Source organism: Variovorax defluvii (genome assembly GCF_039541515.1).
GTDB lineage: Bacteria > Pseudomonadota > Gammaproteobacteria > Burkholderiales > Burkholderiaceae_C > Variovorax > Variovorax defluvii.
On record NZ_BAABGJ010000080.1, the window covers coordinates 477901 to 501393 of the forward strand.

24 protein-coding genes and 1 pseudogene are annotated in these 23493 nt (G+C 63.9%); 8 read left to right on the forward strand and 17 right to left on the reverse strand.

Annotated elements, in window-relative coordinates:
- Nucleotides 1-33 precede the first annotated feature (33 nt).
- Together ABEA07_RS25115 and ABEA07_RS25120 are read right to left on the reverse strand one after the other, a co-directional pair.
- Nucleotides 34-1113 carry a maleylacetate reductase gene (locus tag ABEA07_RS25115; RefSeq protein ID WP_345541299.1) on the reverse strand — a complete coding sequence of 360 codons (1080 nt, stop codon included), beginning with the start codon at nucleotides 1111-1113 and terminating at the stop codon, nucleotides 34-36.
- On the reverse strand, nucleotides 1110-2759 hold the full coding sequence (locus ABEA07_RS25120; RefSeq protein WP_345541300.1) for an FAD-dependent monooxygenase: 1650 nt from the start codon (nucleotides 2757-2759) through the stop codon (nucleotides 1110-1112). The genes ABEA07_RS25115 and ABEA07_RS25120 overlap by 4 nt, the downstream gene beginning before the upstream one ends.
- Nucleotides 2760-2946: 187 nt before the next feature.
- On the opposite strand from ABEA07_RS25120, the gene ABEA07_RS25125 reads away from it, so the two are divergent.
- Nucleotides 2947-3879, forward strand: a complete 933-nt coding sequence (locus ABEA07_RS25125; RefSeq protein WP_345541301.1) for a LysR family transcriptional regulator — start codon at nucleotides 2947-2949, stop codon at nucleotides 3877-3879.
- Nucleotides 3880-4086: 207 nt separating this feature from the next.
- On the opposite strand, the gene ABEA07_RS25130 is transcribed toward ABEA07_RS25125, so the two are convergent.
- From ABEA07_RS25130 to ABEA07_RS25165, 8 genes are all read right to left on the reverse strand, one after another.
- Complete coding sequence (locus ABEA07_RS25130; RefSeq protein WP_345541303.1) at nucleotides 4087-4413, reverse strand: hypothetical protein; 327 nt, start codon at nucleotides 4411-4413, stop codon at nucleotides 4087-4089.
- Nucleotides 4414-4430: 17 nt separating this feature from the next.
- On the reverse strand, nucleotides 4431-5117 hold the full coding sequence (locus ABEA07_RS25135) for an orotate phosphoribosyltransferase (protein ID WP_345541304.1): 687 nt from the start codon (nucleotides 5115-5117) through the stop codon (nucleotides 4431-4433).
- 14 nt (nucleotides 5118-5131) lie between these two features.
- Nucleotides 5132-6034, reverse strand: a complete 903-nt coding sequence (locus tag ABEA07_RS25140) for a helix-turn-helix domain-containing protein (RefSeq protein ID WP_345541305.1) — start codon at nucleotides 6032-6034, stop codon at nucleotides 5132-5134.
- An 87-nt stretch (nucleotides 6035-6121) separates the two neighbouring features.
- Complete coding sequence (gene pyrC, locus ABEA07_RS25145) at nucleotides 6122-7177, reverse strand: dihydroorotase (protein ID WP_345541306.1); 1056 nt, start codon at nucleotides 7175-7177, stop codon at nucleotides 6122-6124.
- Nucleotides 7178-7179: 2 nt separating this feature from the next.
- A complete protein-coding gene (locus tag ABEA07_RS25150; protein ID WP_345541307.1) occupies nucleotides 7180-8439 on the reverse strand; it encodes a Zn-dependent hydrolase in 1260 nt (419 codons plus the stop codon).
- A gap of 38 nt (nucleotides 8440-8477) precedes the next feature.
- On the reverse strand, nucleotides 8478-9428 hold the full coding sequence (locus ABEA07_RS25155) for a dihydroorotate dehydrogenase (RefSeq protein WP_345541308.1): 951 nt from the start codon (nucleotides 9426-9428) through the stop codon (nucleotides 8478-8480).
- Nucleotides 9421-10191, reverse strand: coding sequence for an iron-sulfur cluster-binding protein (locus ABEA07_RS25160; protein WP_345541309.1), 771 nt, complete (start codon nucleotides 10189-10191; stop codon nucleotides 9421-9423). The genes ABEA07_RS25155 and ABEA07_RS25160 overlap by 8 nt, the downstream gene beginning before the upstream one ends.
- Before the next feature lie 135 nt (nucleotides 10192-10326).
- Complete coding sequence (locus ABEA07_RS25165) at nucleotides 10327-11538, reverse strand: MFS transporter (protein ID WP_345541418.1); 1212 nt, start codon at nucleotides 11536-11538, stop codon at nucleotides 10327-10329.
- Nucleotides 11539-12068: 530 nt separating this feature from the next.
- On the opposite strand from ABEA07_RS25165, the gene ABEA07_RS25170 reads away from it, so the two are divergent.
- Nucleotides 12069-12755, forward strand: a complete 687-nt coding sequence (locus ABEA07_RS25170) for a M24 family metallopeptidase (RefSeq protein ID WP_345541310.1) — start codon at nucleotides 12069-12071, stop codon at nucleotides 12753-12755.
- Between the two features lie 193 nt (nucleotides 12756-12948).
- Here ABEA07_RS25170 and ABEA07_RS25175 read toward each other — a convergent pair whose 3' ends face one another.
- The 6 genes from ABEA07_RS25175 to ABEA07_RS25200 all read right to left on the reverse strand — a co-directional run bounded on the left by ABEA07_RS25175 (nucleotide 12949) and on the right by ABEA07_RS25200 (nucleotide 17533).
- The gene (locus tag ABEA07_RS25175) at nucleotides 12949-14217 is read right to left on the reverse strand and encodes a YbfB/YjiJ family MFS transporter (protein WP_345541311.1); all 1269 of its coding nucleotides are present in this window, start codon (nucleotides 14215-14217) and stop codon (nucleotides 12949-12951) included.
- Nucleotides 14218-14475: 258 nt separating this feature from the next.
- Complete coding sequence (locus ABEA07_RS25180) at nucleotides 14476-15063, reverse strand: TetR/AcrR family transcriptional regulator (RefSeq protein WP_345541312.1); 588 nt, start codon at nucleotides 15061-15063, stop codon at nucleotides 14476-14478.
- Nucleotides 15064-15358: 295 nt separating this feature from the next.
- Entirely contained in the window at nucleotides 15359-15814 is a 456-nt protein-coding gene (locus tag ABEA07_RS25185; RefSeq protein ID WP_345541313.1) for a carboxymuconolactone decarboxylase family protein, read from the reverse strand.
- Nucleotides 15811-16215, reverse strand: a complete 405-nt coding sequence (locus ABEA07_RS25190; RefSeq protein WP_345541419.1) for a cupin domain-containing protein — start codon at nucleotides 16213-16215, stop codon at nucleotides 15811-15813. The genes ABEA07_RS25185 and ABEA07_RS25190 overlap by 4 nt, the downstream gene beginning before the upstream one ends.
- A gap of 55 nt (nucleotides 16216-16270) precedes the next feature.
- A complete protein-coding gene (locus ABEA07_RS25195; protein ID WP_345541315.1) occupies nucleotides 16271-16981 on the reverse strand; it encodes a nitroreductase in 711 nt (236 codons plus the stop codon).
- Nucleotides 16982-16984: 3 nt separating this feature from the next.
- Complete coding sequence (locus ABEA07_RS25200; protein WP_345541316.1) at nucleotides 16985-17533, reverse strand: 4-hydroxylaminobenzoate lyase; 549 nt, start codon at nucleotides 17531-17533, stop codon at nucleotides 16985-16987.
- Between the two features lie 110 nt (nucleotides 17534-17643).
- Here ABEA07_RS25200 and ABEA07_RS25205 point away from each other — a divergent pair.
- Nucleotides 17644-17751 (forward strand): annotated as a pseudogene (locus ABEA07_RS25205) (helix-turn-helix domain-containing protein); the annotation flags it as partial.
- Here ABEA07_RS25205 and ABEA07_RS25210 read toward each other — a convergent pair.
- Nucleotides 17749-18573 carry an SDR family NAD(P)-dependent oxidoreductase gene (locus ABEA07_RS25210; RefSeq protein WP_345541317.1) on the reverse strand — a complete coding sequence of 275 codons (825 nt, stop codon included), beginning with the start codon at nucleotides 18571-18573 and terminating at the stop codon, nucleotides 17749-17751. The pseudogene ABEA07_RS25205 and the gene ABEA07_RS25210 sit on opposite strands and share 3 nt — an antisense overlap.
- Nucleotides 18574-18649: 76 nt before the next feature.
- Between ABEA07_RS25210 and ABEA07_RS25215 the strand changes: the two genes are divergently transcribed.
- From ABEA07_RS25215 to ABEA07_RS25235, 5 genes are all read left to right on the forward strand, one after another.
- On the forward strand, nucleotides 18650-19582 hold the full coding sequence (locus ABEA07_RS25215) for a LysR family transcriptional regulator (RefSeq protein ID WP_345541319.1): 933 nt from the start codon (nucleotides 18650-18652) through the stop codon (nucleotides 19580-19582).
- A 187-nt stretch (nucleotides 19583-19769) separates the two neighbouring features.
- Entirely contained in the window at nucleotides 19770-21104 is a 1335-nt protein-coding gene (locus tag ABEA07_RS25220) for a C4-dicarboxylate transporter DctA (protein ID WP_345541321.1), read from the forward strand.
- 4 nt (nucleotides 21105-21108) lie between these two features.
- Nucleotides 21109-21807: a GntR family transcriptional regulator gene (locus tag ABEA07_RS25225; RefSeq protein ID WP_345541322.1), complete on the forward strand. Its 699-nt coding sequence runs from the start codon at nucleotides 21109-21111 to the stop codon at nucleotides 21805-21807.
- A gap of 39 nt (nucleotides 21808-21846) precedes the next feature.
- Nucleotides 21847-22914 (forward strand): AI-2E family transporter, encoded by a 1068-nt coding sequence (locus tag ABEA07_RS25230; RefSeq protein ID WP_345541324.1) that lies wholly within the window; start codon nucleotides 21847-21849, stop codon nucleotides 22912-22914.
- A gap of 134 nt (nucleotides 22915-23048) precedes the next feature.
- Nucleotides 23049-23483, forward strand: coding sequence for a DUF2141 domain-containing protein (locus tag ABEA07_RS25235; protein WP_345541325.1), 435 nt, complete (start codon nucleotides 23049-23051; stop codon nucleotides 23481-23483).
- The last annotated feature ends 10 nt before the right edge of the window (nucleotides 23484-23493 follow it).

A 23493-nucleotide genomic window follows, 5' to 3' on the forward strand; every position in this document is an offset into this window, starting at 1 on the left:
CGCCAGGTCTCGCCCAGCGCGGGAAAGAAGGCATCAAGCCGGCCGCCGGCCCTCCAACGCGTCCATCAAGAGCTGCCGGATCGCGTCGCGCTCCAGGGGGCGCGGGTTCGGATAGCGCTGACTCAGCGCCAGGTCGCAGGCGCGGTCGATCTGATCCGCGCGCAGGCCTATATCGCGCAGCGCCACCGGTGCACCGTTGTCCCGCGCCAGATCGAACACGGCGCCGGGTGCGCTGGCAGAGCCGAGCGCCTGGGCGATGCGTCGCATGGCCTCGGGCGCGGCAGGCGCGTTGTAGGCCAGCGCGTGGGGAAGGACGATGGTATGGGTTTCCGAATGCGGCAGGTCGAAGCTCCCTCCCAGCGTGTGGCACAGCTTGTGATGGATGGCCATATCGACATTCGCCAGCACGCTGCCACACAGCCAGGCACCGTACAAGACATCGCTGCGTGCATGGAGTCGTGCCTGCGCCGATGCATCGCCCGGGTGCGGCCGCGCGATTTGCGGCAGCGACCGGCCGATGGCAGCGATCCCCTCGACCGCCATCAGATTCAGGATCGGATTGGTGTTGGCAGCGTACAGCGCCTCCGCGGCATGCGCGATGGCGTTGATGCCGCTGGTCACACTCATGCTGACCGGCAGCGTGAGCGTGAGTTCCGGGTCGTAGAGCACCGTGCGCGGCAGCACGCGGTCGTCGCGCCCCGTCCGCTTGAGGCCGCCTTCGGTCAGGCCGTAAATGCTGGTCATCTCGGACCCTGCGTAGGTGGTCGGAACCGCCAGCACAGGCAGGCCGGATTCCAGGGCGATGGCCTTGCCCAGTCCGATGGTGGAGCCGCCGCCGATTGCTACCGCGCAATCCGCACCGAGTTGCTGCGCGACCGCATGCGCCTCCCGCGCGACCTCGACAGGAACGTGCATCACCGCTCCGGAGAACACCCCTGCGGTCCGCGCGCCCAGCAGCGCGGCCGCACGCTGCGCCAAGTCGTGCTGCTCGGGCGTGGAAAGGACGAGCGCCTTGCGGGCGCCCAGCGCCTCTACCTCCTGGGGCAGGCGCCGCAAGCTGCCAGGACCGAACACGACACGCGCGGCCCGACCCGTGTAGATGAACTGATTCATGGTCCGAGACGCGCCGCAGGCACCCATTTGCCCACGTAGGCTTGCAGCCCCAGTGTCTCGCCGAGAGTGCCGCGGAAGCCGATATAGAGATCGGGGCGGACAAGGATGAGTTGATTCGCTGCGCCACCGTAGGTCGCCTGGACCTGCTGCAACGGGTCGAGCAGCAGTTCGTCCGGATCGATCCCGGGCACGCGGACCGGTGTCACCAGCAGGGTCCTGACAAGATGCCCGAACGCCCGCCGGAGCTGGCTGGCGCACTCGGCATAGGCCGCATAGACCTGTTCCGAGGATTCCGGCACGACCAGCAACGTGAACCCGGGGTGCCGAAGTGCGTCGTAAAGGCGCATCCTCGGCGGCTGCTCCGACAGAACGCAATCCGGCGCTCGATCTCCGGGCAAGGGCGCCGAGGCAGGCAGCTCGACGCTGCCGAGCGTTCCGTCCACGCCTCGGTAGTTGTGCGAGAGCGCGGAGATTCGCAGGATCGCCTCGTCGTGCCAGGCCGGATCCTGCGTCAGCTTGAAGCGCTCGGCCACCGGAATCGACGCATTGAAGAGAATCTGATGCATGCGGTCGGCCCCGGCGGTGACCTGCTGCGCGATCGGGCGCCGCTCGGCGCCGTACGATTCCAGCACCCCGGGCTGGGCGCGCCGCTGGATCAGCAGGGCGAGCTTCCAACCGAGGTTGAAGGCATCCTGCATGCAGGCGTTCATGCCCTGTCCGCCGGCCGGCGAGTGGACATGCGTGGCATCTCCGCACAGGATGACGCGGCCCTTGCTGTAGGTTTCGCCAACAATCTTGCGAATCTCCCAGGTCGAGGACCAGTCCATCTCAGCGATGCGGGCGCCAGTATCGAAGAAGTCCAAACCCTGCTGAAACGCCTTTTGCGGCGGTGCGTCCTGCAACAGCTTCTCCAGTTCTCCCGCGAGATAGAGGCGGAACTTTCCCCCCGGCAGGCCCGTGACCAGCATGAAGCCTTTCTCGCTGACGTAGTAATTCACCCAGTTCCGGTCTCCGCGAAAGCCTTCGAGCCGAGCATCGACCATCGACATGCTCATGGACGCGCCCTCGCGCTGCTCGAAGGCCAGCCCCAGACCGGCACGCACGCTGCTGCGCGATCCGTCGGTGCCCACCAGCCAAGGCACCGTGACTTCCTCGACAGTACCCTCCTCCCCGCCGTGCCGAAGGCGCACTCGCACGGCATCGCCGTCCTGCACGCTGTCCAGGTACTCGACACCATATTCCGGATAGAGTGCGTGGTTCGCTGCCAGGGATGCCCGCAGCGCGCGGTCCAGGTCGTTCTGGTTGACCTTGCCGTAGTAGTTGTACTGGGTACCCGGCAGCCTCCCGAAGTCAAGGGTCGGAGTGCGCTGTTCGTCCAGCGTCAGTTCCCGGAAGTGGAACCGGTTGCCCGGGCAGCGTTCGCGCAGTTCATCGATGCGTGGTGCCAAACCTATGTGATCGAACATCTCCATCGTACGGGCGTGGAGCGTGAATGCGCGCGTGGATCCCGAAGGCGCCGTCCTTTTCTCGATCAGGCGGCATCGGATTCCGCGGCGAAGCAGTTCATGACAGAGAATCAGCCCTGTCGGTCCGGCACCGACCACGAGGACCTGGGGATCCGAGTTGATATGAGATTCGTCGTCCATATTCCTTGTCTCCAGCATGATTTTCTTTTGTGCTCTGCAGCCGGCTCGCCGGCCTGTTTCGGTAGTCGTCGGGCATACGGCCGCGATGGGCCGCGCATTGAAGTCTGCGGACCCCGCTCCAATGCGGCAACGCTGTTTTGTGGAACGCCGCGCATCGAAAATCGACATGCGGCCTCAAGGAGTGGACATGCGCCTGCCAGATCTCGATTTGCATCTGCTACGAGCCCTGTTGGTCCTGCAACGGCACCGCAACTTGCGCCGTGCATCCGAGGAACTCGGCATCTCCCATGCAGCGATGAGCCGCGGCCTGGCCAAGCTGCGGCGCGAGTTCAACGACCCGCTGTTCGTGCCCACGGCGCGTGGCATGGAGCCCACGCCCAGAGCACTCTCGGCCATCGAACCGGCCTCGCGCATCGTCGAGATCGCGCGCGATCAACTGGCGCCTGTCTCGTCCTTCGATCCGACATCGAGCGACAGGACCTTCTCCATCGCAGCCTCCGACGTCGGCGAGCTGATGCTGATTCCCGTGCTGATGCGACACTGCGCTGCGTGGCCCGGCATTCGCTTCAACGCACACCGGCTGGCGATCAAGAGCCTGCCCGACGAGCTTCAATCAGGGGCGGTGGATGTCGCAGTCGGCGCGTTTCCCGCGCTGGAGAACGGAATACACTGCCGGCGGCTTTTTACGGAGCACTATGTCGGCCTCGTGCGGGCCGGCCATCCGGCGCTTTCTAGCGCGTTCTCGCTCGCGGACTTCGTCGCCAGCGATCACGTCGTGGTTTCAGCCGGCGTTCTGGGACATGCGCACAGCCGCGTGGAACAAGCGCTTGCGCAGTTGCTTCCGGCGCGCTCCGTCAAGGCCACGTCTTCCAGTTTCCTGTTGAGCGCGCTGATCGCAGGCGAGTCGGACTGCGTACTCGTTGCGCCGTCCACGCTGGCGGCGCTCATGAAAGCGCGCTGCGGGCTGGAGATCGTGCCATGCCCGTTCGAAACCGCGCCGTTCGATGTCCTGATGTACTGGCACGACCGATCGCATAACGACCCGGCGCACCGATGGCTGCGGATGCTTATTGCCCGGCACTTCGGCGAAGTCCCCCCTGCGCATCGGTCCATCCGGTAGTTGGAGCGGTGCCTGTCGAGCGCCCCGGCTCATTGGCCAGATCGGCGCGCCATTGCTCAGCTTGGCTCAGGATGCCATCGCGCAACCGGGATGGCCAAACTCATGCCTTCCACCGTGCGACGGGAGCCGTCGGCAAACAGGCAGACCGGCAAGTAGGTCCATCAGACGACCCGGCGCGGCAGCGCGTCCGTGGTCGGCGTCGCGAGTTCAGAAATCGTGCACGTTCCACTCGTAGTCGATGGCGACCTCACCCAGCAGCTTCAGTCGCTTCTCAGGCGTGCTCGCGAGGGCTTCCGTGATCTTTGCATTGAAGTTCACCAGGGTCGCCTTGGCGCGATCGGCGAACTCGCCCGTCACCCCTTGATCCTCGTAACTGCGGACATAGGACTGGGCCGCAATCCCGACCAGGAAGTACAACCCCGCGTTCTCGGGATCGTGCTTCATCAACTCGAAGGCGTCCTTGTATAGCGCCTTGAACGCATCGGACCCCGAGCCCATGGTTGCGAATCGTGTGGAAATGTCGTGAAAGTTCATGTTGTGCTCTCTTGTGTTCACATCCGGCCACTGGCCTCGGGGCCGAGACCCCCGTGCGCCTGTGACCAACTGATGGGCTGCTTCAGAAAGACCTGAAGTTCTTCGATGGCCGGTTCAGGGAAGTCTCGTCGCTCACGAGCGACTTCCAGCACGTCCTGCCATGTGGCCAACGCATGGACCCTGACTTTGGTGGAATCGAGTTCGGCAGCTGCGGGGAAGGTGTCATAGCGGAATACGACCAAGATGTCCCTCACATGAGCACCCACGTCGTGGAGGGCCTTGCAGAACCGGACTTTCGACTGGCCTACAGCCATGACGTCATCGATCAAAAGGACCTTGTCTCCACTCCCGACAATGCCCTCGACGGGACGGTCACCGGCCGGTCGTTTGCGAACATACTGCATTGGGAGATTCAGTTCGTCAGCCACCCAGGCAGCCAGCGCGATACCGCTCGACTCCCCGCCGGCGACCCCATCCAATCCGTCCAGGCAGCCGCTCTCCCTCAACATCTTGATCGCGCACCCGAGCACTTCGCGTCGTGCCTCGGGGAAGGAGATCAGGCGCCTGCAATCCATGTAGACCGGACTGGCCCAGCCCGACGGAAGGCGAAACGGCTCGTCTGTTCTGACCGATACGCAGCCGCTGTCGATCAAGGCGGCGGCGATCGAATGGCGCGCGTCGGCGGCAAGATAGTTCGAGTTCAAGATTACCTCGGTTCTCAGTGAATGCGATCCAGGAGCTTGCGGATGCTCAGCGCACCTGCCTGCCCCTTGTAGGCTCCCTTCCAGAGCCGCGCGATCATTTCTTCATACATCCTCACGGCCTCGGGCGAAGCCGTGACGGTGGCGATGCCATTGCGCACGTTGGGCAGTTCGCCGAGACGAAACGGGCTGACTGCCAATACCGTGCGGTTCGGGCCTGAAAAGACCTGGAAGGTGGAGGCCGGCATGGCATCGTCGATCAAACCGATCTGGACGTGGATCGGCTCGCTTTCCATCAGGTCGGCGATGCGAGCGACCTCTCGACGAGCTGCCCGGACGCGCTCGGTGCGAATGCTGTCGGGAAGATCGACTCGCCCCACCAGGCCCGTCTGAACGAAGCGCTCCAGCTCGCGAAGGCCGATCAGGCTGACGATGTGTGGCTTGCGCTTCTCGAAGAAGGCCTTTCGTTCGAGAATGATCTGCAGCATCGTGTCGATGTCCGATGACTTGGGGCCCTTGCCCGCTGCACGTGGCGAGGCTTCGAGGAGCATTTCGCGCAGGTACGGAAGATAGTCGTCCGAGGTCAGCAGCAACGAGATCGGCTCGAAGTGCGACAGGATCCGCTCGGACGTTTCTTCGAGCTGTCTCATTCGCTCGAACAGGCCCAACGCGCTGGAGTAGTACTCGACCTCGACGCCGAGCAGCGACGCAATCGAAGTACCCAGCAGATGCGCAAGGCGCTCCAGGGTCTCGATCTTGACGATCTCGCCCCTTTCGAGTCGATAGACCACTGCACGCGAGATCCCCAGCTTCTCGGCCACATCTTCTGCAAGCAGCGACGCACCAATCCGGTAAGCTCGAAGCCGGTCGCCGAGCGAGGCGTAGTCGATCGATGACTTGAACTCCGTGTTTGCATTCATCTCTTTTTACAGCTGGTGGCTCGAAAAAGAGACTATAGGTTCAATACGAAAAGCAGTCATCGAATCTTTGCAGCTCAGAATCAGGGCCTACGGTGAAGGGCCGTCGACGAGGGTCCAGGGCAACGTGCTTCCGCCGAGAAATGGGTGAATGGCTGCGCAGTTGGGCAACTGAACGTCCTCCGGCACTTCGGACGGCTGCTTTCGTAGGGTGATGGTCCCTTCGTTGAGCGGCAGACCATAGAAGTTCGCGCCATTCACGCTGGCAAAAGCTTCGAACTTGTCGAGGGCGCCTTCTTCCTCGAATACGTTCAGGTAGCTTTGCAGCGCGCTGGGCGCGTTGAAGATCCCCGCACACCCGCAAGCAGCCTCTTTCAGCACGCGCAGATGAGGTGCCGAGTCGGTCCCAACGAAAAATCGGGGATCACCGGATGTCGCGGCACGACGAATTGCCAGGCGGTGGCGCTCGGCCTTGAGAACGGGCAGGCAGTAGTAGTGGGGCCGGATGCCGCCCATGAACAAAGCATTGCGGTTAAACAGCAGATGCTGGGGCGTGATGGTCGCCCCAAGGCGCCCGCTGCCGTCGCCGGAAACGAACTGCGCCGCCTGCTCGGTAGTGATGTGCTCCATCACGACCTTGAGCTCCGGAAAGTCCCGAAGCAGCGGAGTCAATGTCTCTTCGATAAAAACTGCTTCCCGATCGAACACGTCGACCGCAGGATCGGTGCTTTCGCCGTGAACCAGCAAAGGCATGCCAATGGCCTGCATGCTCTCGAGGGCCCGCGCAACCTTTGCAGTCGACGTGACGCCAAACTCAGAATGGGTGGTCGCACCGGCCGGGTATAGCTTCACGGCCGTGAACACGCCTTCCTCGAACCCACGCCGGAGCTCCTCCGCCGGCGTTTGGTCGCAAAGATAGGCGGTCATCAGTGGTGTGAATTGCGCTTCCGGGTCGAGCGCAGCAACAATGCGGTTGCGATACTCACGTGCCAGCTGCACTGTTGTGACTGGCGGCTTCAGGTTAGGCATGACGATCGCGCGCGCGAAGTGTCTTGTCGTGTAGCGCAAGACGGTTTGCAGCACCTCTCCATCGCGCAGATGGAGATGCCAGTCGTCGGGCCGGCGCAGGGTGATAGTCAGGCTCATGTTCACTCCAGACGGTCGATGGCGTCACTCAGCGCCTGTGCACCGAGCATGAAATCGTCGATCTCCATGGCCTCCTGCGGGTTGTGGGAGCCGTTCTGGTTGCGCACGAACAGCATGCCGCTCGGGATTCCGGCGTTGGCAAAAATGGAGGCGTCGTGGCCCGCGCCGCTCGGAATGAGGTCGAAGGAGGTGCCCAGGTCCTTGCACGCGCTCGACAGGATGTTGCACATTCGCTCGTTCATCGTGGCGGGAGTGCTGCGCAGTCGCCGGTCGAACTCGAACCGAACGCCTCGCTCGCGCTCGATAGCCTCGCACTCCGCACGCATTAAGTGGTAGAAAGCGTCGAGCGTGTCCTCGCTCTTGCTGCGCGCTTCGAAGCTGAAGCGCACGTTTCCGGGAATTCGGGAGATGGAATGCTCTGCAGGATCGGTCCCGACAATGCCGGTGGTGACCACCAAGTCCGTGCCGCGCTCCAGAAGAACACGCCAGTGTTCATCGATGCGCATGATGAGATCGGCGACTGCGAACATCGAGTCGTGGCGCAGCCAACGGGGAACCACGCCCGAGTGTTGCGCATCCCCGTGACAGACAATGCTGTTGTGACGCACATTGCCACGGATGCCCGAGACCACCGCTAACGGCAACTGCCGGGCAACCATCACGGGGCCTTGCTCGATGTGCAGCTCCAGATACGCTTTGACTCGCGCCTTGTCGAAAAGCTGTTGCTGCTGCCGGATGGCTTCCACATCGGCCCCTGCTTTCCGCATGCACTCGGCCATGGTTTCGCCGGTGCTTCGCTGCTTCAGCTCAAGGTCGGCGGCACTGACCTTTCCGAACAGGGCGCCGGAACCCATGTAGGCCTTTCCGAACCAAGCGCTTTCCTCACCACGAAGGGCCAGGACCTCCAGCGGCAGCTTGCCAATTCGATCACCTTCGCGCTGACGCGCCACCAGGCACAGCAGGCCGGCAACAACACCCGCAAGCCCGTCGTAGTTGCCGCCTTGGGGAACGGAGTCGATGTGACTTCCGGTCCAGACAACCGGCGCGTCGGCGGCGACGCCCGGTTTCCGGAACACCAGGTTGGCGGCACGATCGGCTTCGACAACAAGGCCCTCCGACTCAGCGAATCCCTTCAGGTAATCGGCCGCCGCCGATTCGCCGCGGCCATAGCTTTGCCGTGTGACACCCACGCCATCGAAGGACAATTCGCGGACATCGGCGAAGAGTTTCTCCGCCACGGGCCGCAGGTTGGTCAGGTCCATGAGGTTCTCTCGAATCCCGATCAATGACGATTGCCGGATCAGCCTGATTGCTGGGCGAAACGCAGCCAGCGATCAGACAACTGGCGGTCGATCTCGACCTGACCCGTCAGATCGCGGACGTTCTCGACGCCCATCTCCCGGCAATAGGCGTCGAGGCCATCAATGATCTTTTGCATGACGCCCGGGTCGAGGAAGGATGCCGTTCCGACCTGGACTGCGCTGGCGCCGGCCAGGAGGAACTCGACCGCGTCGTCGGCGCTGCTGATACCGCCGCAGCCGATGATCGGGATACGGACACTGCGATAACACTGATGAACCATGCGCACGGCGATGGGCTTGATCGCGGGACCTGAAAGTCCGCCCATCACATTGCCCAGCTTTGGCTTGCGTGTGCGCACATCGATCGACATGCCCAGCACCGTGTTGCCCATCACAAGTGCATCTGCGCCAGCCTCTTCCGCAGCCTTTGCGACAGCCGCGATAGGAGAGGCGTTCGGTGTGAGCTTCGCCCAGAACGGGTGGTTCGTCTTTCGACGAATCGCAGTTACGACCTTGTAGGTGGTCTCGGGCGTCATGGCGAATGCCATCCCGTCGGCTTCCAGATTCGGGCAGGAGATGTTCGCCTCGATCACAGCCACCTCTGGAAGCGACATCTCGGCGACAGCATCTGCAAATTCGTCGACGGTGTCAGCGGAGATGGACACCACCACAGGCGTGTCGTAGCGCGTGTAGGCGGGCAGCACCTCGCGGCGATAGTAGTCCAACCCTTTACTGGGGATGCCAATGGAATTGAGCATCCCGCTATAGGCCTCCGTCACGCGCGGCGTGGGATTGCCCGCGCGACTCTTGGGAGACACGCTCTTGATAACGAGGGCCCCGAGATTGTTGAGGTCCAGCGCTTCTGCATACTCGATTGCGAAGCAGCCCGAAGCGGGCATCACCGGGTTGCGGAGGCAGAATTCTCCGACCCTGACGGCAAGATTAGCCAAACTCCACCTCCCCCACGACTTCGCGGATTGGAAATACGGGGCCTTCGCGGCAAACGCGAAGAAATTGCTTGTCGCCGTCCTTGTCGAACAGACGGACGCAAGAAAGACAGACACCCATCCCGCAGGCCATGCGCTGCTCCATGGCCACTTCGCCGCGCGTTTGAGGGTAGTTCTCGAGCAGCCGCTGCAACAGCATCAGGATCCGATGCGAGCCACAGGTGTAGACCACGTCATGGTTCCGCGAATCGAGCAGATGGCGAACGAGCGCTTCCATGGCTTCAACCGAAGAACTGCCATCGCTGTCATAGACGCAATGGACATCCGCATCCACATCGCGCAGGAACTCATCCCGCATGAGGTCCTTGGGCGCACGCGCCGACATGATTGCGGTGATCCCGATGCCGGACTTTGCCGCCAGTTGAAGAAGGGGCGCCATCGTGGCGAGCCCGACGCCACGCGCGACCACCATGATGCGTCGAACGCTCGATTCAAGGACGAAAGTATTGCCCAGTGGACCGACGATGTCGATGCCGCTGCCGACCTCGAGGGTGGATAGCGCTAGCGTGCCTGCACCCGTCACGTTGTAGAGGAACTCGATGGTGCCGGATTCGGGCCCGACGCCATAGACGCTCATCGGGCGAAGCAGGAACGGTTGGAGATCGTTCGTGGTCGGGCACCTGAGCTGGTAGAACTGGCCGGGCCTGGTGGCGCCAGCGAGGTCCGCGTCGGCGGCGAGCCGCAGGTATTTGTAGCGGTCGTTCACCCAGCGGTGCTCTGCGACCCTGCAATGATGCGATCGGACGCTTTCAGCGTTCCGCTGGAAGCAGCCGGTAGGTTGAGAAGTCCAATCCATCGTGGTCTCCAAGACTCTTGAGATGTGCTCGGCAGAAGCCGACGCTCATTCGAGTTCGACGCCTCTCAGTTCCGGTATCAGGAAGATCGTGGCCACCATGTCGATGACGTAGATGGCCGCCAGCAGCGCGATCGCGACCTGGAAGGAGTAGGCAGCGGCAAGGGCGCCAACCACGACCGGTCCGAATCCACCGATGCCCCGCCCGATGTTGAAGAGCACGTTCTGTGCGGTGGCACGCGCTTCGGTCGGATAGGCTTCGGACATCAGCGCGCCGTAGCCGCCGAGCATGCCGTTGACGAACATGCCGAGCACCGCACCGGCCCAGAGCATCGTGACGGGATCGGACAGTTGCGCGTAGAAGAGCACCATCGCGACTGCACCGGCCTGGAACAGCAGGAAGCTGGGCTTGCGGCCGATGCGGTCGGCCATCTGACCAAAGACCCAGATCCCCGCCATCATCCCGAGGATGGTCACGGAGGTCCAAAGCGCCGACTTGGTGAGATTGAAGCCAAGCTTGTTCGCGAGGTAGCTCGGCATCCAGATCATGATCCCGTAGTAGCCGAAGTTCTGCACGCCACACAGGATCACGATGCCCAGGCTGGTGCGGGTGGTGCGACCGTCCTTAACAAGAAGCTTGAAGGCCTTGCTTCGGGAGCCTTTTTCCTTGGCCTTGCGCACGAACACTTCGGGTTCGTGAAGTTTGTTCCGGATGAACCACGCGACAAGGGCGGGAATGACGCCTACGAGGAACATGCCGCGCCATCCGATTTGCGGCAGCAGCATGGGTGTGAGTAGCGCCGCGGCGAGTACACCGGTCTGCCAGCCGAGGGCCACGTAGGAGGAAACGCGGGCGCGATGCTTCGCCGGCCAGGCTTCGGCTGCCAGCGCCATGCCAATGCCGAATTCACCGCCGAGTCCGACGCCTGCGAGCGTGCGATAAGTCAGGAGATCCCAGTAGCCTTGCGCAAATGCACACAGGCCCGTGAAGGCGGCGAACATCACAATCGTCCATGTCAGTACGCGGATGCGCCCGTAGTAGTCGCTCAGCGCGCCGAAGAAGATCCCGCCTGCGACGGCGCCAATCAGCGTCCAGGTCACCAGCGAACCCGCCTGCCCTGTCGTGAGATGAAGGTCCGCCGAAATCGCCGGCAGCATGAAGCCCAGGATGAGCAGATCGAATCCGTCCATCGCATAGCCGATCGCCGAGCCGGCAAGGGCCTTCCAGCCGTAGCTGGTGACCCTTTCCTTGCTGGCAATACCCGTTGATACGCTGTCGACCGTGTTAACTCTCGCTTCCACTTCATGTCTCCTTTGCTTCGCGCTTCAACGCACTGAGAGGGTCAAATGGGCATCGCCCGAGGGAACCGATGAACTCGTGTCCCGAATGTTAGTCTCATTTTTGAGATTAGTATAGATTTTTACATTAAGGGTAAACCCGGGCGGACGGCTTCCACGGGTGGCCCATGCATCAGGCGCCGGCGTCGCATCGCAGCTACTGCGAAGCATGCCCGGCTCAGTCCCGATCACCTGCACCGAATACGCCCGAGGATCACCGAGCTGCCGTGCCGCTTCAGCGAACACGTCCGCCAGCCCGGAGACATCAAGCAGTTGGAAGTCAGGAAAAGCAAGGATTCCTATATGCATGGCCGAACTCGCTGGAAGTTTGGCGGAGAACCCCGCTATCGGTCTAATCAGCCGCGGCGATGGTGGCCGAAAATTCCCCAAACGGCAACTCAAGCCACCCGGCAACTTAAGCCACCAGGCAACACAACCCACGGCAGGAAACCATGAACGCATCAATCCTTGAGGCAGAGCGCGTTGGAGAAGCATTTTCCGAAGACGGGATGCTCGCTGCACGCCAGTTCACTCGTTTAGCAATCCAGCAAATTGCTGAAGCAGTGCGACCTGGGATGCTCGAAGAAGACGCGGTGGAACGAGCGAAGAGCGTGCTGGCAAAGTTGGGCCTGCGTGGGACGTGGCATCCCGTGCGCGTGCGATTCGGCATCAACACCATCAAGGCGATGAAGCAGCCTTCCGTGCCCGGCGTCGTACTGAAGGAGAACGACATCTTCTTTGTGGACATCGCTCCGCGCTACGAGGCGTGGGAAGGCGACGGCGGCGCGAGCTTCGTGGTCGGACGGGACCAGCAACTGGAGCGCTGCGCGCGCAACGCGGAGGAACTCTTCCACGAAGTCCGCGCAGCCTGGCGCCAGCACGACTGGACGGGCAGCCGTCTCTACGAATACGCCGACCAGCGCGCGAGGCAAATGGGCTGGGAGTTGAACTTCGACTTGCCTGGCCACCGTCTGTCCGACTTCCCCCACGCGGCGATTCACACAGGTTCGCTGGCGCAGGCCGCGTTCTCGCCGTCACCCACGCGATGGGTGCTCGAAATTCACTTGCGCGATCCGGAGCGTCGATTCGGGGCGTTCTTCGAGGACCTGCTCCTGGACGACCGCTTCTACGAGCGATAAATCCAAAGCTCGCAGTCTTCCTTCTGTTCCCTCCTGCACGGAACCTCATGCCTCGTCTCCATATCGTCGAAATGTCCGAAGCCAAAGGTCGTGTGGCTGAGTTGTTTGCCTCTGTCAAAAGCGACCGTCGGCAAGGTGCCAAACTCGTATGTCGGAATCGGTGCCAATAGTCCGCCCTCCGCATACGGCCGGATCAGTTGGATGGCCGTTCCGTGTGTGCGCCTCGATTTGACTTGGAACTCGACGGGCTGGCGACGAGATCCCACACAAGCGCCCCGACGAACGCTGCGGCTGCGCCCGCGAACAGGAGCTTGAAGTTCCCCCCGGTCAAGGTCAGCAGCGCACTGTCCCCGTAGCCAGCAGCAGCCTGGACCAATGCGAATGCCATAGTGGCCCGGCCCCAGGCCGCCTGCTGCGCGGCTGGCGGTCCTTTGACGAGTTCGTTGACCCGGCCGAGAACGAGAGGTACGGCGCCCGGCGGGAACGTCCCAAGCAGGAAGACTGCGGGTGTGATGATCCACGCCGACGTTGCAGAAACCAGAGTGGCTCCCGCGACGACCTGCAGTACAAGCGTGAGGCGTATGGTCCGCGCAAAGCCGAGCCGATCGGCAGTAGCTCCGTAAGAAAGAGGGCCAACCAGCGCTCCAATACCGAACACGATCCAGAGGAATGCGCCACCGTTCACGGTCCAGTGCAGGCCGCGCACGGCGTAGTCGACCAGGAACACCATGGACGGCACAACGCCGATCGCCATCAGGCCATACTGGCCATAGATGTGCAGCAGGGATCGGCGCTCCTCGCGCTGCAGCACAACCGCGTCGAGTTTCGGCGGCCGCGCATTGGGCGGCCACGCGCCCCACGTGAGCAACGTCAGAATCAGCGAGACGACGGCAAGGCCGATCCAGGTGGCGCTCAGGCCGGCTCTCAGCAGTAGAGGCACCATCGTGCCCGAGGCCGCGATGCCCAGACCCAAGCCAAGGAAGATCGCTCCGGCTGCCATGCCCTTGCGCGCCGCCGGCACGTGGGGGAGCACCACACTTCCGACCAGGACCATGATGGCCCCGCCGGTGACTCCCGAGACCAGCCGCCACGAGAAGAACCAAGTCGGGGATACCGGCATGGCGCAGGCCAGGAAGGACAACGCCGTCACAAGCATCATCGCCCGAAGCGTGGCAACCGACCCGATCGCCGACGCCAGGCGTTTTCCACAGATCGCGCCCAAGAGGTAACCGAGCAGGTTCGCTGCTGCCAGGAACACCACGGCGTCGGCAGTGAACCACCTTGCGGCGATCAGCGGAGGGATCAGCGGGGTATACGCGAACCGGGCAAGACCGATGCCGATCAGGCTGGCACACAAGCCAGCCGCAATGAGCGGATAGACGCCGAGGCCAAGCGCAGGCGCTGGTGCGGCCGCGCGAGCGGCAGAGGAAGTTGGGGTGTTCATATTTGTCAATACTGTCATGTTTGACAACGCCGTCAAAGATGACGCGGTATTGAGCCTTCCGGCTGCGCGGGTATGCGATCGACGGGAGCCGCCCCGACTGCGTTGTGCTTGCGCTAGTCCACTGAAACATTGAAATGAATGGTGAGGGCCGCCCGAGACGGGATGCGATGCAAGGCGCAAAGCGCAGCGATACCGGTCGGTATCGCGAGCATCTGCAACGCCGCAGCGCGCCCGTATCGGGTGGACTGCAACAGTCGATTTCAGTGTTTCAGTGGACTAGTGAACCGGGGTAGGCAGCAGCAGCTTGACTAGCGCATCGGCGGTTGCGCGTAGCCGCTTCTCATCCGCGTAGACCCGCTCGATGACGACCAAGCCGCGGGTGAACGTGACGATCAGGCGCGCTGCCTGGCGAACGGGGATGGGGAGGCTTTCGGACTCGCCATCCTGCGAGAGCCTCTCCACCAGCGCAGCCTCGATGTCGTCCAGCAGCCGCCGCAGGGCGCCTTGCAGGGCTGGATCGAGAACTTCGCTGCCAAGGGCCGTCTTCGTACTCAGGCACCCGCGCGTCGGCGTGCCGGTGGTCATGGAGGTGATGACGAAGGAAAAGAACGAACGCAGCGCATCACGGAGTCTGGGCCGCGCCAAGGCCTCACCCACCTGCCCCAGAAAGCGCAGGCGGTACCTTTCAAATACCTTGAGAAAGAGGGCGTCCTTGTCCCCGTATGCGTTGTACAGCGAGCCACGCTGCACGCCGGTGGCCGCCGCAAGGTCCAGCATCGTGGTGTTGGCGAAGCCCTTCTGCCAAAACAGTTCGAGCGCCTGCTCGAGCATCGCTTCCTCATCGAACTGCCGCATTCCAGCCATCGGACATCCTCCTGCCGAGGATTATGGACGGTTCCTTGACCGGCATGTCAAAGATCGGCCTTGTCTCCCTATCCGTAAGCCGGGAAAGCAGACTGTTCCAACGAGTGCACCCTTCGTCCAGAGCGGTCCTGCCTCGATGTGGCCGTAGAAGCTGTGATACAGGACGAGGACTTTTTCGGCAATTCGTCGGGAAAGGCCACCAAAGCATTGGCGGCCACACGGCGGCACCATTGCCGGATCGGCAACGGTGCGACGAAGAAATGCGGGCGAATTGGCTCGAAGCGAGCCCGAAGGTCTACTTCTTCAGGACGGCCTGCGGCGTGTTGCGGAAGCTGATCGCCATGCGGTTGTAGGTGTTCATCAGACCGATTGCCAGGGTGAGGTCCACCAATTCCTTCTCGGCGAAGACGGCCCGCGCGGCTTCGTAGTCTTCATCCGGCACGCCGGTGTCGGCGACGCGCGTCACCGACTCTGCCCAGGCGAGTGCGGCCCGCTCGCGCGGGTCGAAGAGATCGCCGGCCTCCCGCCATGCCTGCAGCAGCGCGAGTTTCTCGATCGACAAGTCCTTCTTCAGCAAGTCGCGCGTGTGCATGTCCAGGCAGAACGCGCAGTTGTTGATCTGGGACACGCGCAGGTAGACGAGGTCCACGAGTGCGGGCGAGAGGCCGCTCTGCGACACGTAGCCATAGAGGGTGCCGAGCGCCTTGGCGCCAGCGGGAGCGAGTTGGTTGTAGTCGAGACGCATGGTCATGGCTTTTTCTCCGATGATTCGGTTGAGGTGGTGGGAGTGGTGAGTGGGCTGTCCCCGGTGTCCAGCACGAAAACGGCGAGCAGCCTGGCAGGCTCGGTTTTGCTCGCGTTGCGGCTTACGACGTGTCTTGCGCCCGGGGGCTCGTAGAAGCTTTCCCCTGCATGCAAGACCTGCACGGGGCCGTCGTCGATCCGAGATTCGATTGCGCCAGAAAGGACGTACGCGTAGATGAACGCGGACTTCGCATGCACGTGCGGGCGCGATGCGGCGCCGGGCGCGTAGTCCACCACCACCGAGATAAGCGACTTTCCGGGAATGTTGGGGATGGCTTGCCGGAATGCGGGGGTGACCTTCTCGGTCGTCTCATGGGCCGAGACGAAAGCGGGGGCGAGTGCGCCCATCGTGGCCGCCACGACGCAGGCGAGCAGTGTGTTCTTCAAGTGAGTTCTCCTAGGTTCATTCGGGAAAGCCGACCATGCGAGCGAAGTCCTGCACGCGCTCGCGCGGCATTGCCGTTTGGTTAACGGGTGCATCGGAGTCGCCGTAGCCCATGGACATGCCGAAAGCCGTCACTTCCTCAGGCGACATCCCGACATGCGAAGCGATCACGTCGTGGAATGGGGCGAAAGAGACCTGCGGACAAGTGTCGATGCCCCGCGCCTTGGCAGAGATCATCAGGTTCTGCGCGAAGAGACCGAGATCGATCCAGCTGTGCGGCTTCAGGCGGCGGTCGATGCTGATAAGCAGGCCGACCGGTGCGCCGAAGAACGAGAAATTCCGTTCGGACTGGCGGGTGCGTGCCGCCGCGTCGCTGCGTTCGATACCCAGGGATGCGTAGTACCGAGCGCCGAAGTCCTGCAGCCTGGCGCGGAACACCTCGGGCAGCGGCTCGGGGAAGTGCGCGGGCGCGGGAGCCGTCCCGGACCGCGACGCCGCGACCAGCGCCGCAGCCAATTCCTCCTTGGCCGCTCCGGTTACGACATACACCCGCCAGGGTTGGACGTTGGCGCCGCTCGGCGCGGTGGCCGCGTCCGACAAAATTTCCTCCACCAGCTTGCGTTCGAGCGGCTTCTGCTTGAAGGCGCGCACCGCCCGGCGGGAACGCACGACGCTCGCCACACATTGCGCGACGGCCTCCTGGGCCCATTCACGAGGGTTCGTGGTCATGGCTTACTGCTGCGGCGCGGCGTGATACGAGATCCGGCCCGAAGGCAGGAAGAAGAGCGCGATGACGGCGCCTCCCTTCGCTTCGGGATAGTGCTGGCTGCCGGGCGAGGGCGCGGTCCACCCGCCAAAGCACCAGCCGTTCGGACCGTTCAAGGCTGCACCGGGTGTGACGGGCACAACCATGTTGAATTCGCCGTAGGGGTGGCCATGGTATTGGCCGCGGAACCGGTGGTCGGGATGGCCCTGCTCGTTCCCCGTGCTGTCCATGTACACCGCAGTGATGCTGAAGTGGAGGGTCTTGTCCGAAGGTTCGGCGATGCGGCTGCGACGGTAGTGCCGGCCGTCGATCTCCACATTCGCCGCCCAGCCGTCTTCCACACCCTTCTTCACGAGGCTCGCGAGCGTCTGGTACAGCTCGCTGTCCGGCCCGTACTTCTGGTTCAGCCAGCGCTCGACCTCGGTGCTCGCCGTCATGTCCTTCACTTCCTGGAGGAAGGGAATGCAGCGGTCGATCAAGGCCTCACGGTCCTGTATGAGTGCTTCGGTGATCATGATGCGAACTCCTGGTTGGCTGGTTGCGATGATGGGCGAGCCTCCTCACAAACGGAACTGATCTCTCTGCAAGCCCACAATGCATGCCGTTCATTGGCTGGAGTACGAATATGAGCATCGGCCGGACCGACCTCGACCTGCTCAAGGTCTTCGATGCCGTGTACGAGGAACGCGACCTGGTCCTCGCAGGCAGGCGGCTGCACCTGTCACAGTCGTCAGATCATCTGTCCGCCGCTGACCTCCAGCCGCTGTGCGTTGACCCATGCAGCCGCCTCCGAGCAGAGAAATGCGACGACCGGTCCGATGTCGTCCGCCTGTCCCATTCTTCCGAGCGCGGTGTTCTGGGCGATCATGATCGGCAACTGCGGATTGGCCTCATACACCTCGCGGCTGAAGTCGGTGGCGATGGCCCCGGGTGCGATCGCGTTCACGCGGATTCGGCGTGGGCCGAGCTCCTTGGCCCAGTAACGCACAAGTGTTTCCACGGCCGATTTCATCGCCGCATACGGGCCGTACCCCGGTATCGCGATGCGCGTCAGGCCTGAGGAGACGCACACGATCGCCCCTCCGTCCGAAATCTGCGGAAGCAGCTGCTGCGTCAGGAAGTAGACGCCCTTGAAGTGGACGTTTGCGAGCGCATCGAACACGCCTTCTTCCGTCTCGCCGAGCTTGCCCTGCCCATTGGTGCCCCCGTTGTTGACCAGGAAGTCGAAGGTTTGGCGGTCCCAATGCCTCTTCAGGACCTCACGAAGCTGGGCTGAAAAGACGGGGAATGACGCCAGGTCAGCGACGTCCAACGGCAGGATGGCCGCTCGCCGCCCCAGCGCTTCGATCTGCGCCTGCACGTCCGCGGCTTCGTCCGCGCGCGTCCTGTACGTCACGATCACGTCGTGGCCTTCTCGCGCAAGATGCAGGGCCATGTTGCGGCCGAGTCCGCGGCTGCCGCCCGTCACGAGGGCAATTTTTCCACTGTTCATGAAGAAGTCCTTTTGGTGTTTTGCGACAGTACGCATGGTCGGCGGTTGACGACGGCGGATCAATGAACGCTCATCGGCATCACTATTCAATAATCACCAACAATGATTCACTTCCCGCCAATACCAGAACGAAAACTTCATGGATCGCATTGACGTCATGCGGCTGTTCACGCGGATAGTGGATCTCGGCAGTTTCACCGCGGCCGCCGAGGACATGAACCTGCCGCGCGCCACTGCCACTCACGCCATCCAGCAGCTCGAACGCCGCGTGGGGGTTCGCCTCCTGCACCGCACCACCCGCCATGTCAGCCCCACGCTGGAAGGACAGGCGTACTACGAGCGGTGCCAGCGGGTGCTTGGCGAAGTCGAGGAGGCCGAGTCCTTGCTCGGGGACGCGGCGGCGAATCCGGGCGGGCGGCTGCGCGTCGACTTGGGAGGGGCGATTGGGGCAGCCTTTCTGCTGCCGCATCTGGGGGAATTCTGCCGCCGGTACCCGAAGATCGATCTTGAGATCGGCACGACGGATCGCCTCGTCGACCTCCTGCGCGAAGGCGTCGATTGCGTCGTCCGCGCGGGTGCGCCGCGCGACAACGGCCTCGTTGCGCGTCGCGTGGCGCTGATGCCAACCGTCACCTGCGCCAGCCGCGGCTACGTGGAGGAGCGCGGGATGCCTCGCTCCATCGAGCAGTTCCGCACGCACCAGGCCGTGAACTTCCTGTCATCGGCGACGGGCAGACATTCGCCCTTCGCGTTTGTTGTGAAGGGCAAGGTGCGCAGCGTAACGCTCAAGGGACGCGTATCGGTGACCAGCACGGACGCCTACACGGCGTGCTGCCTACAGGGTCTCGGATTCATCCAGGCCCCGCGATACCGGCTGGAAACATACCTTGCCAACGGTGAGCTGCTGGAGGCACTGCCGAAGTCTCCCCCGCCGCCCATGCCGGTCGCCGTGATGTACCCGCCCCAGCGCCAACTCGCGCCGCGCGTGAGGGTGTTCGTCGATTGGGTCGTGGAAAAGCTGAAGCCGATGCAACCCGCATCGGCTGTTCCGCGCTCTGGCGTGCGCTCATGAGGACCGGAGCCGCGCGCCTTCCCGCCTGCTCTCCCGCCTGCGCCCGCTGGTTCCCGCTGGCCCAGGGCGATTGAAGGCCTTCGTCCCGATCCCGGGTAAACCCGCGCAGAAAAATCCCAAATCTTGCCTACATTGCTTGTATGCAAGAAATCTTCAGTCTTGCATGCAACCAGACACGGAGACAAGGATGCCCCGCTTCGCCAAATCACTCTTCGGTCAGGTCGTCATCGCGCTCGTTCTTGGCGTGGTGGCCGGCCTGTTCTTTCCCGAGTTCGCCGCCAAGCTCAAGCCCCTGGGCGACGGCTTCATCAAGCTGATCAAGATGATCATCCCGGTGCTGGTGTTCTGCGTGGTGGTGCACGGCATCGCCGGCGCGGGGGACCTGAAACGGGTGGGCCGGGTCGGCGTGAAATCGCTGATCTACTTCGAGGTGCTCACCACCATCGCCCTGGCGATGGGCCTGGTGCTGGCCTTCGTGTTCAAGCCCGGCGTGGGCATGAACGTCGACCCGGGCACGCTGGATGCCGCGGCCATGAGCGCCTACGCCTCCAATGCCGACAAGCTCACCAGCGGCGGCACGGTCGAGTTCCTGATGAAGCTGATCCCGACCACGGTGGTCAACGCCTTCGCCACCGGCGACGTGCTGCAGGTGCTGTTGTTCGCGGTGCTGTTCGGCTGCGCCCTGGCGCTGCTGGGCGAGCGCGGCAAGCCGGTGGCCACCGTCGTGGATGCGCTGTCGCTGGTGCTCTTCAAGATCATGGGCATCATCATCAAGCTGGCGCCGCTGGGCGTGCTGGGCGCCATCGCCTTCACGGTGGGCAAGTACGGCATCGGCTCGCTCAAGCAGCTGGGCATGCTGGTGGCGCTGTTCTACCTGTCGGTGATCGTGTTCGTGTTCGGGGTGCTGGGCTTCGTGATGCGGCTGTCGGGCTTCAGCCTGATCAAGCTGCTGCGCTACCTGCGCGAGGAGCTGACCATCGTCTTCGCCACCACCTCCTCCGACAGCGTGCTGCCCCAGATCATGGCCAAGCTGCGCAACATGGGCATCCGCGACTCGACGGTGGGCCTGGTGATCCCGACCGGCTATTCCTTCAACCTCGACGCCTTCTCGATCTACATCACGCTGGCTGCCGTGTTCATCGCGCAGGCCACCAACACGCCGATCTCGATGTCCGACCTGCTGACGATCCTGGCGATCGCGCTGGTCACCTCCAAGGGCGCGCACGGCGTGCCGGGTTCGGCCATCGTGGTGCTGGCCGCCACGCTGCATGCCATTCCCGCCATTCCCGCGATCGGGCTGGTGCTGGTGCTGTCGGTGGACTGGTTCATGGGCATCGCCCGGGCCCTGGGCAACCTGATCGGCAACTGCGTGGCCACCGTCGCCATCGCCTCCTGGGAAGGCGACATCGACCGCGAACGGGCCCGCGCGGTGCTCGACGGCACCCACTCGCCCGAGGACGAGCCGCTGGCCGAGCCGGGTTCGCCCGTCGCCGTGGCGCATGCGGCCCATCCGGCACACTAGCCCCATGCCCGAAGTCACCCCCACCACCATCGCCGCGCGCGTGGTCGAAGCCATCCTCGCGCAGAAGCTCGCCCCCGGCGAGCGCCTGGGCGAGCAGCAGCTGGCCGAGAACTTCGGCGTCAGCCGCACCATGGTGCGCGAGGCACTGATGCAGCTGCAGGCGCGCGGTTTCGTGGAGGTGCAGTCGCGCCGCGGCTGGTTCGTGGTGGAACCCTCGGCCGAGGAGGCGCGCGACGCCTTCTCGGCCCGCCGCATCATCGAAGGCGGCATCCTGGCCGAATCGGGCCGCCCCTTGTCGAAGGTGATCCGCAAGCTGCGCGAGCACATCGCCGACGAGAAGCGCGCCATCGCCGGCGCCGACGCCGCCACCCGCGCCTTCCTGCTGGCCGACTTTCACGTCTGCCTGGCCGACCAGATGGGCCACCGCCTGCTGTGCGACGTGCTGCGCGACCTGACCGCGCGCACCACGCTGGCCGCCACCCTGTTCCAGTCGAAGCACGAGGCCGGGCAGTCCTGCGCGGAGCATGCGGCCATCGTGGCGGCGCTGGAAGACGGGGAGCCGGCCAAGGCCCGGCAGCTGATGCTGGAGCACATCGGCAACGTCGAGGAGGCGCTGGAGGCCGAGGTTGCCGCCGCCCCGGCCGCCAACGAACGGCTGCGCGCCACGCTCGCACCCGTCGCACTCCCTCGGGCTGCACGCTGACACGGTGAGGCGGAAAGCTCGGCTACAGTCGGGCGGCCCATGAATTCCCCCGAACTCCAGCGCGCGGTCTTCCTCTTCCTGATGGCGGCCGTCACGGTCGCCTTTCTCTGGATCCTCCTGCCCTTCTTCGGGGCCGTGATGTGGGCAGTGGCGCTGGCCATCCTGTTCACCCCGCTGTACAGGCGGCTGCAGAAGCGCATGCCGGGGCGGCCCAACCTGGCGGCGCTGGCCACGCTCACGATCTGCCTGGTGATCGTGATCATCCCGCTGACCGTGGTCACGGTGTCGCTGGTGCAGGAAGCGTCCCTGGTGACGCAGCGCATCCGCACCGGCGAGATCAACTTCGGTCTTTACCTCCAGCAGATCCTCGGCGCGGTGCCGAAGTGGCTGCTCAATCTGCTGGACCGCTTCGGCCTCGGCAATGTGGAGGGGATGCTGTCCAGGCTGGGCCAGGGCGTCGCCCAGACCGGCCAGGTGATCGCCACGCAGGCACTCAACCTCGGCCAGAACACCTTCGACTTCCTGGTGGGCTTCGCGCTGATGCTCTACATGCTCTATTTCCTGCTGCGCGACGGCGCCGGCCTGTCCAAGACGGTGCGTCAGGCCCTGCCGATGGCGCGGCCGCACACGCATTTCCTGCTCAACAAGTTCACCACCGTGATCCGCGCCACCGTCAAGGGCAACGTGGCGGTGGCGGCGGTACAGGGGGCGCTGGGCGGGCTGGCATTCTGGGTGCTGGGGGTGCAGGGCGCGCTGCTGTGGGCCGCTCTGATGGCCTTCCTCTCGCTGCTGCCGGCGGTGGGCGCGGCGCTGATCTGGCTGCCCGTGGCCATCTACTTCCTGGCCACCGGCCACATTTGGGAAGGCGTGTCGCTGATCGTCTTCGGCGTGGTGGTGATCGGCCTGGTCGACAACATCCTGCGCCCGCTGCTGGTGGGCAAGGACACGCAGATGCCGGACTACATCGTGCTCATGTCCACCGTGGGCGGCATGGCGCTGTTCGGCATCAACGGCTTCGTGATCGGGCCGGTGATCGCGGCGCTGTTCATGGCGACCTGGGACCTGTTCGCGTCGTCGAACGAAGAGGCCGAGCAACCGCCGGCCTAGTCCGAGGCCGCGCGCTTCGCGGCCTCCTTCCCGCCCTTCGCGCGGCCATCCGGCATTTCGTCGCATCGCCCTGGGCGCGGGCCGGCCGCTGCGCGATCGTTCGGGCCTCCAACCTTCGACACCCGAGGCCCGACATGCCGAATCCCACCCGCTCCGCGCGCCGACTGCGCAACCTGTGCGCCACCGCCCTGCTCGCCCCGCTCGGCGTCCTGGCGGCCGACCTGCAGCTCCAGGTGGTCGACGGGCCCGACGCGCCCGCCACGCTCTACGTCGCGCTCTTCGACAGCGCCGACAGCTACCAGGCCAACACGATGCTGGCCGCGCAGACCGTGCGGATGAAGTCCGGCACCGCCAAGGTCTCTTTCCCCGGCCTGGCCCCCGGCCGCTACGCGCTGCGCGTCTTCGCCGACGAGAACGGCAACGGCAAGCTGGACACCAACCCGATGGGCCTGCCCACCGAGCGCTACGGCTTCTCCAACGACGCCAAGGGCCACCGCGGCGCGCCGGGCTTCGATGCCGCCGCCATCCGGCTCGATGGCGACCTGCAGGCCATCATCCATCTGCGCTGAAGGAGCCGCC

Excerpts from the sequence above, each read along its gene's own strand:
- ABEA07_RS25115 (WP_345541299.1), bottom strand. The coding sequence starts at position 1,113 with ATGAATCAGTTCATCTACACGGGTCGGGCCGCGCGTGTCGTGTTCGGT.
- ABEA07_RS25120 (WP_345541300.1), bottom strand. The coding sequence starts at position 2,759 with ATGGACGACGAATCTCATATCAACTCGGATCCCCAGGTCCTCGTGGTC.
- ABEA07_RS25125 (WP_345541301.1), top strand. The coding sequence starts at position 2,947 with ATGCGCCTGCCAGATCTCGATTTGCATCTGCTACGAGCCCTGTTGGTC.
- ABEA07_RS25130 (WP_345541303.1), bottom strand. The coding sequence starts at position 4,413 with ATGAACTTTCACGACATTTCCACACGATTCGCAACCATGGGCTCGGGG.
- ABEA07_RS25140 (WP_345541305.1), bottom strand. The coding sequence starts at position 6,034 with ATGAATGCAAACACGGAGTTCAAGTCATCGATCGACTACGCCTCGCTC.
- pyrC (WP_345541306.1), bottom strand. The coding sequence starts at position 7,177 with ATGAGCCTGACTATCACCCTGCGCCGGCCCGACGACTGGCATCTCCAT.
- ABEA07_RS25150 (WP_345541307.1), bottom strand. The coding sequence starts at position 8,439 with ATGGACCTGACCAACCTGCGGCCCGTGGCGGAGAAACTCTTCGCCGAT.
- ABEA07_RS25170 (WP_345541310.1), top strand. The coding sequence starts at position 12,069 with ATGAACGCATCAATCCTTGAGGCAGAGCGCGTTGGAGAAGCATTTTCC.
- ABEA07_RS25175 (WP_345541311.1), bottom strand. The coding sequence starts at position 14,217 with ATGACAGTATTGACAAATATGAACACCCCAACTTCCTCTGCCGCTCGC.
- ABEA07_RS25180 (WP_345541312.1), bottom strand. The coding sequence starts at position 15,063 with ATGGCTGGAATGCGGCAGTTCGATGAGGAAGCGATGCTCGAGCAGGCG.
- ABEA07_RS25185 (WP_345541313.1), bottom strand. The coding sequence starts at position 15,814 with ATGACCATGCGTCTCGACTACAACCAACTCGCTCCCGCTGGCGCCAAG.
- ABEA07_RS25190 (WP_345541419.1), bottom strand. The coding sequence starts at position 16,215 with ATGGGCGCACTCGCCCCCGCTTTCGTCTCGGCCCATGAGACGACCGAG.
- ABEA07_RS25195 (WP_345541315.1), bottom strand. The coding sequence starts at position 16,981 with ATGACCACGAACCCTCGTGAATGGGCCCAGGAGGCCGTCGCGCAATGT.
- ABEA07_RS25200 (WP_345541316.1), bottom strand. The coding sequence starts at position 17,533 with ATGATCACCGAAGCACTCATACAGGACCGTGAGGCCTTGATCGACCGC.
- ABEA07_RS25215 (WP_345541319.1), top strand. The coding sequence starts at position 18,650 with ATGGATCGCATTGACGTCATGCGGCTGTTCACGCGGATAGTGGATCTC.
- ABEA07_RS25220 (WP_345541321.1), top strand. The coding sequence starts at position 19,770 with ATGCCCCGCTTCGCCAAATCACTCTTCGGTCAGGTCGTCATCGCGCTC.
- ABEA07_RS25225 (WP_345541322.1), top strand. The coding sequence starts at position 21,109 with ATGCCCGAAGTCACCCCCACCACCATCGCCGCGCGCGTGGTCGAAGCC.
- ABEA07_RS25230 (WP_345541324.1), top strand. The coding sequence starts at position 21,847 with ATGAATTCCCCCGAACTCCAGCGCGCGGTCTTCCTCTTCCTGATGGCG.
- ABEA07_RS25235 (WP_345541325.1), top strand. The coding sequence starts at position 23,049 with ATGCCGAATCCCACCCGCTCCGCGCGCCGACTGCGCAACCTGTGCGCC.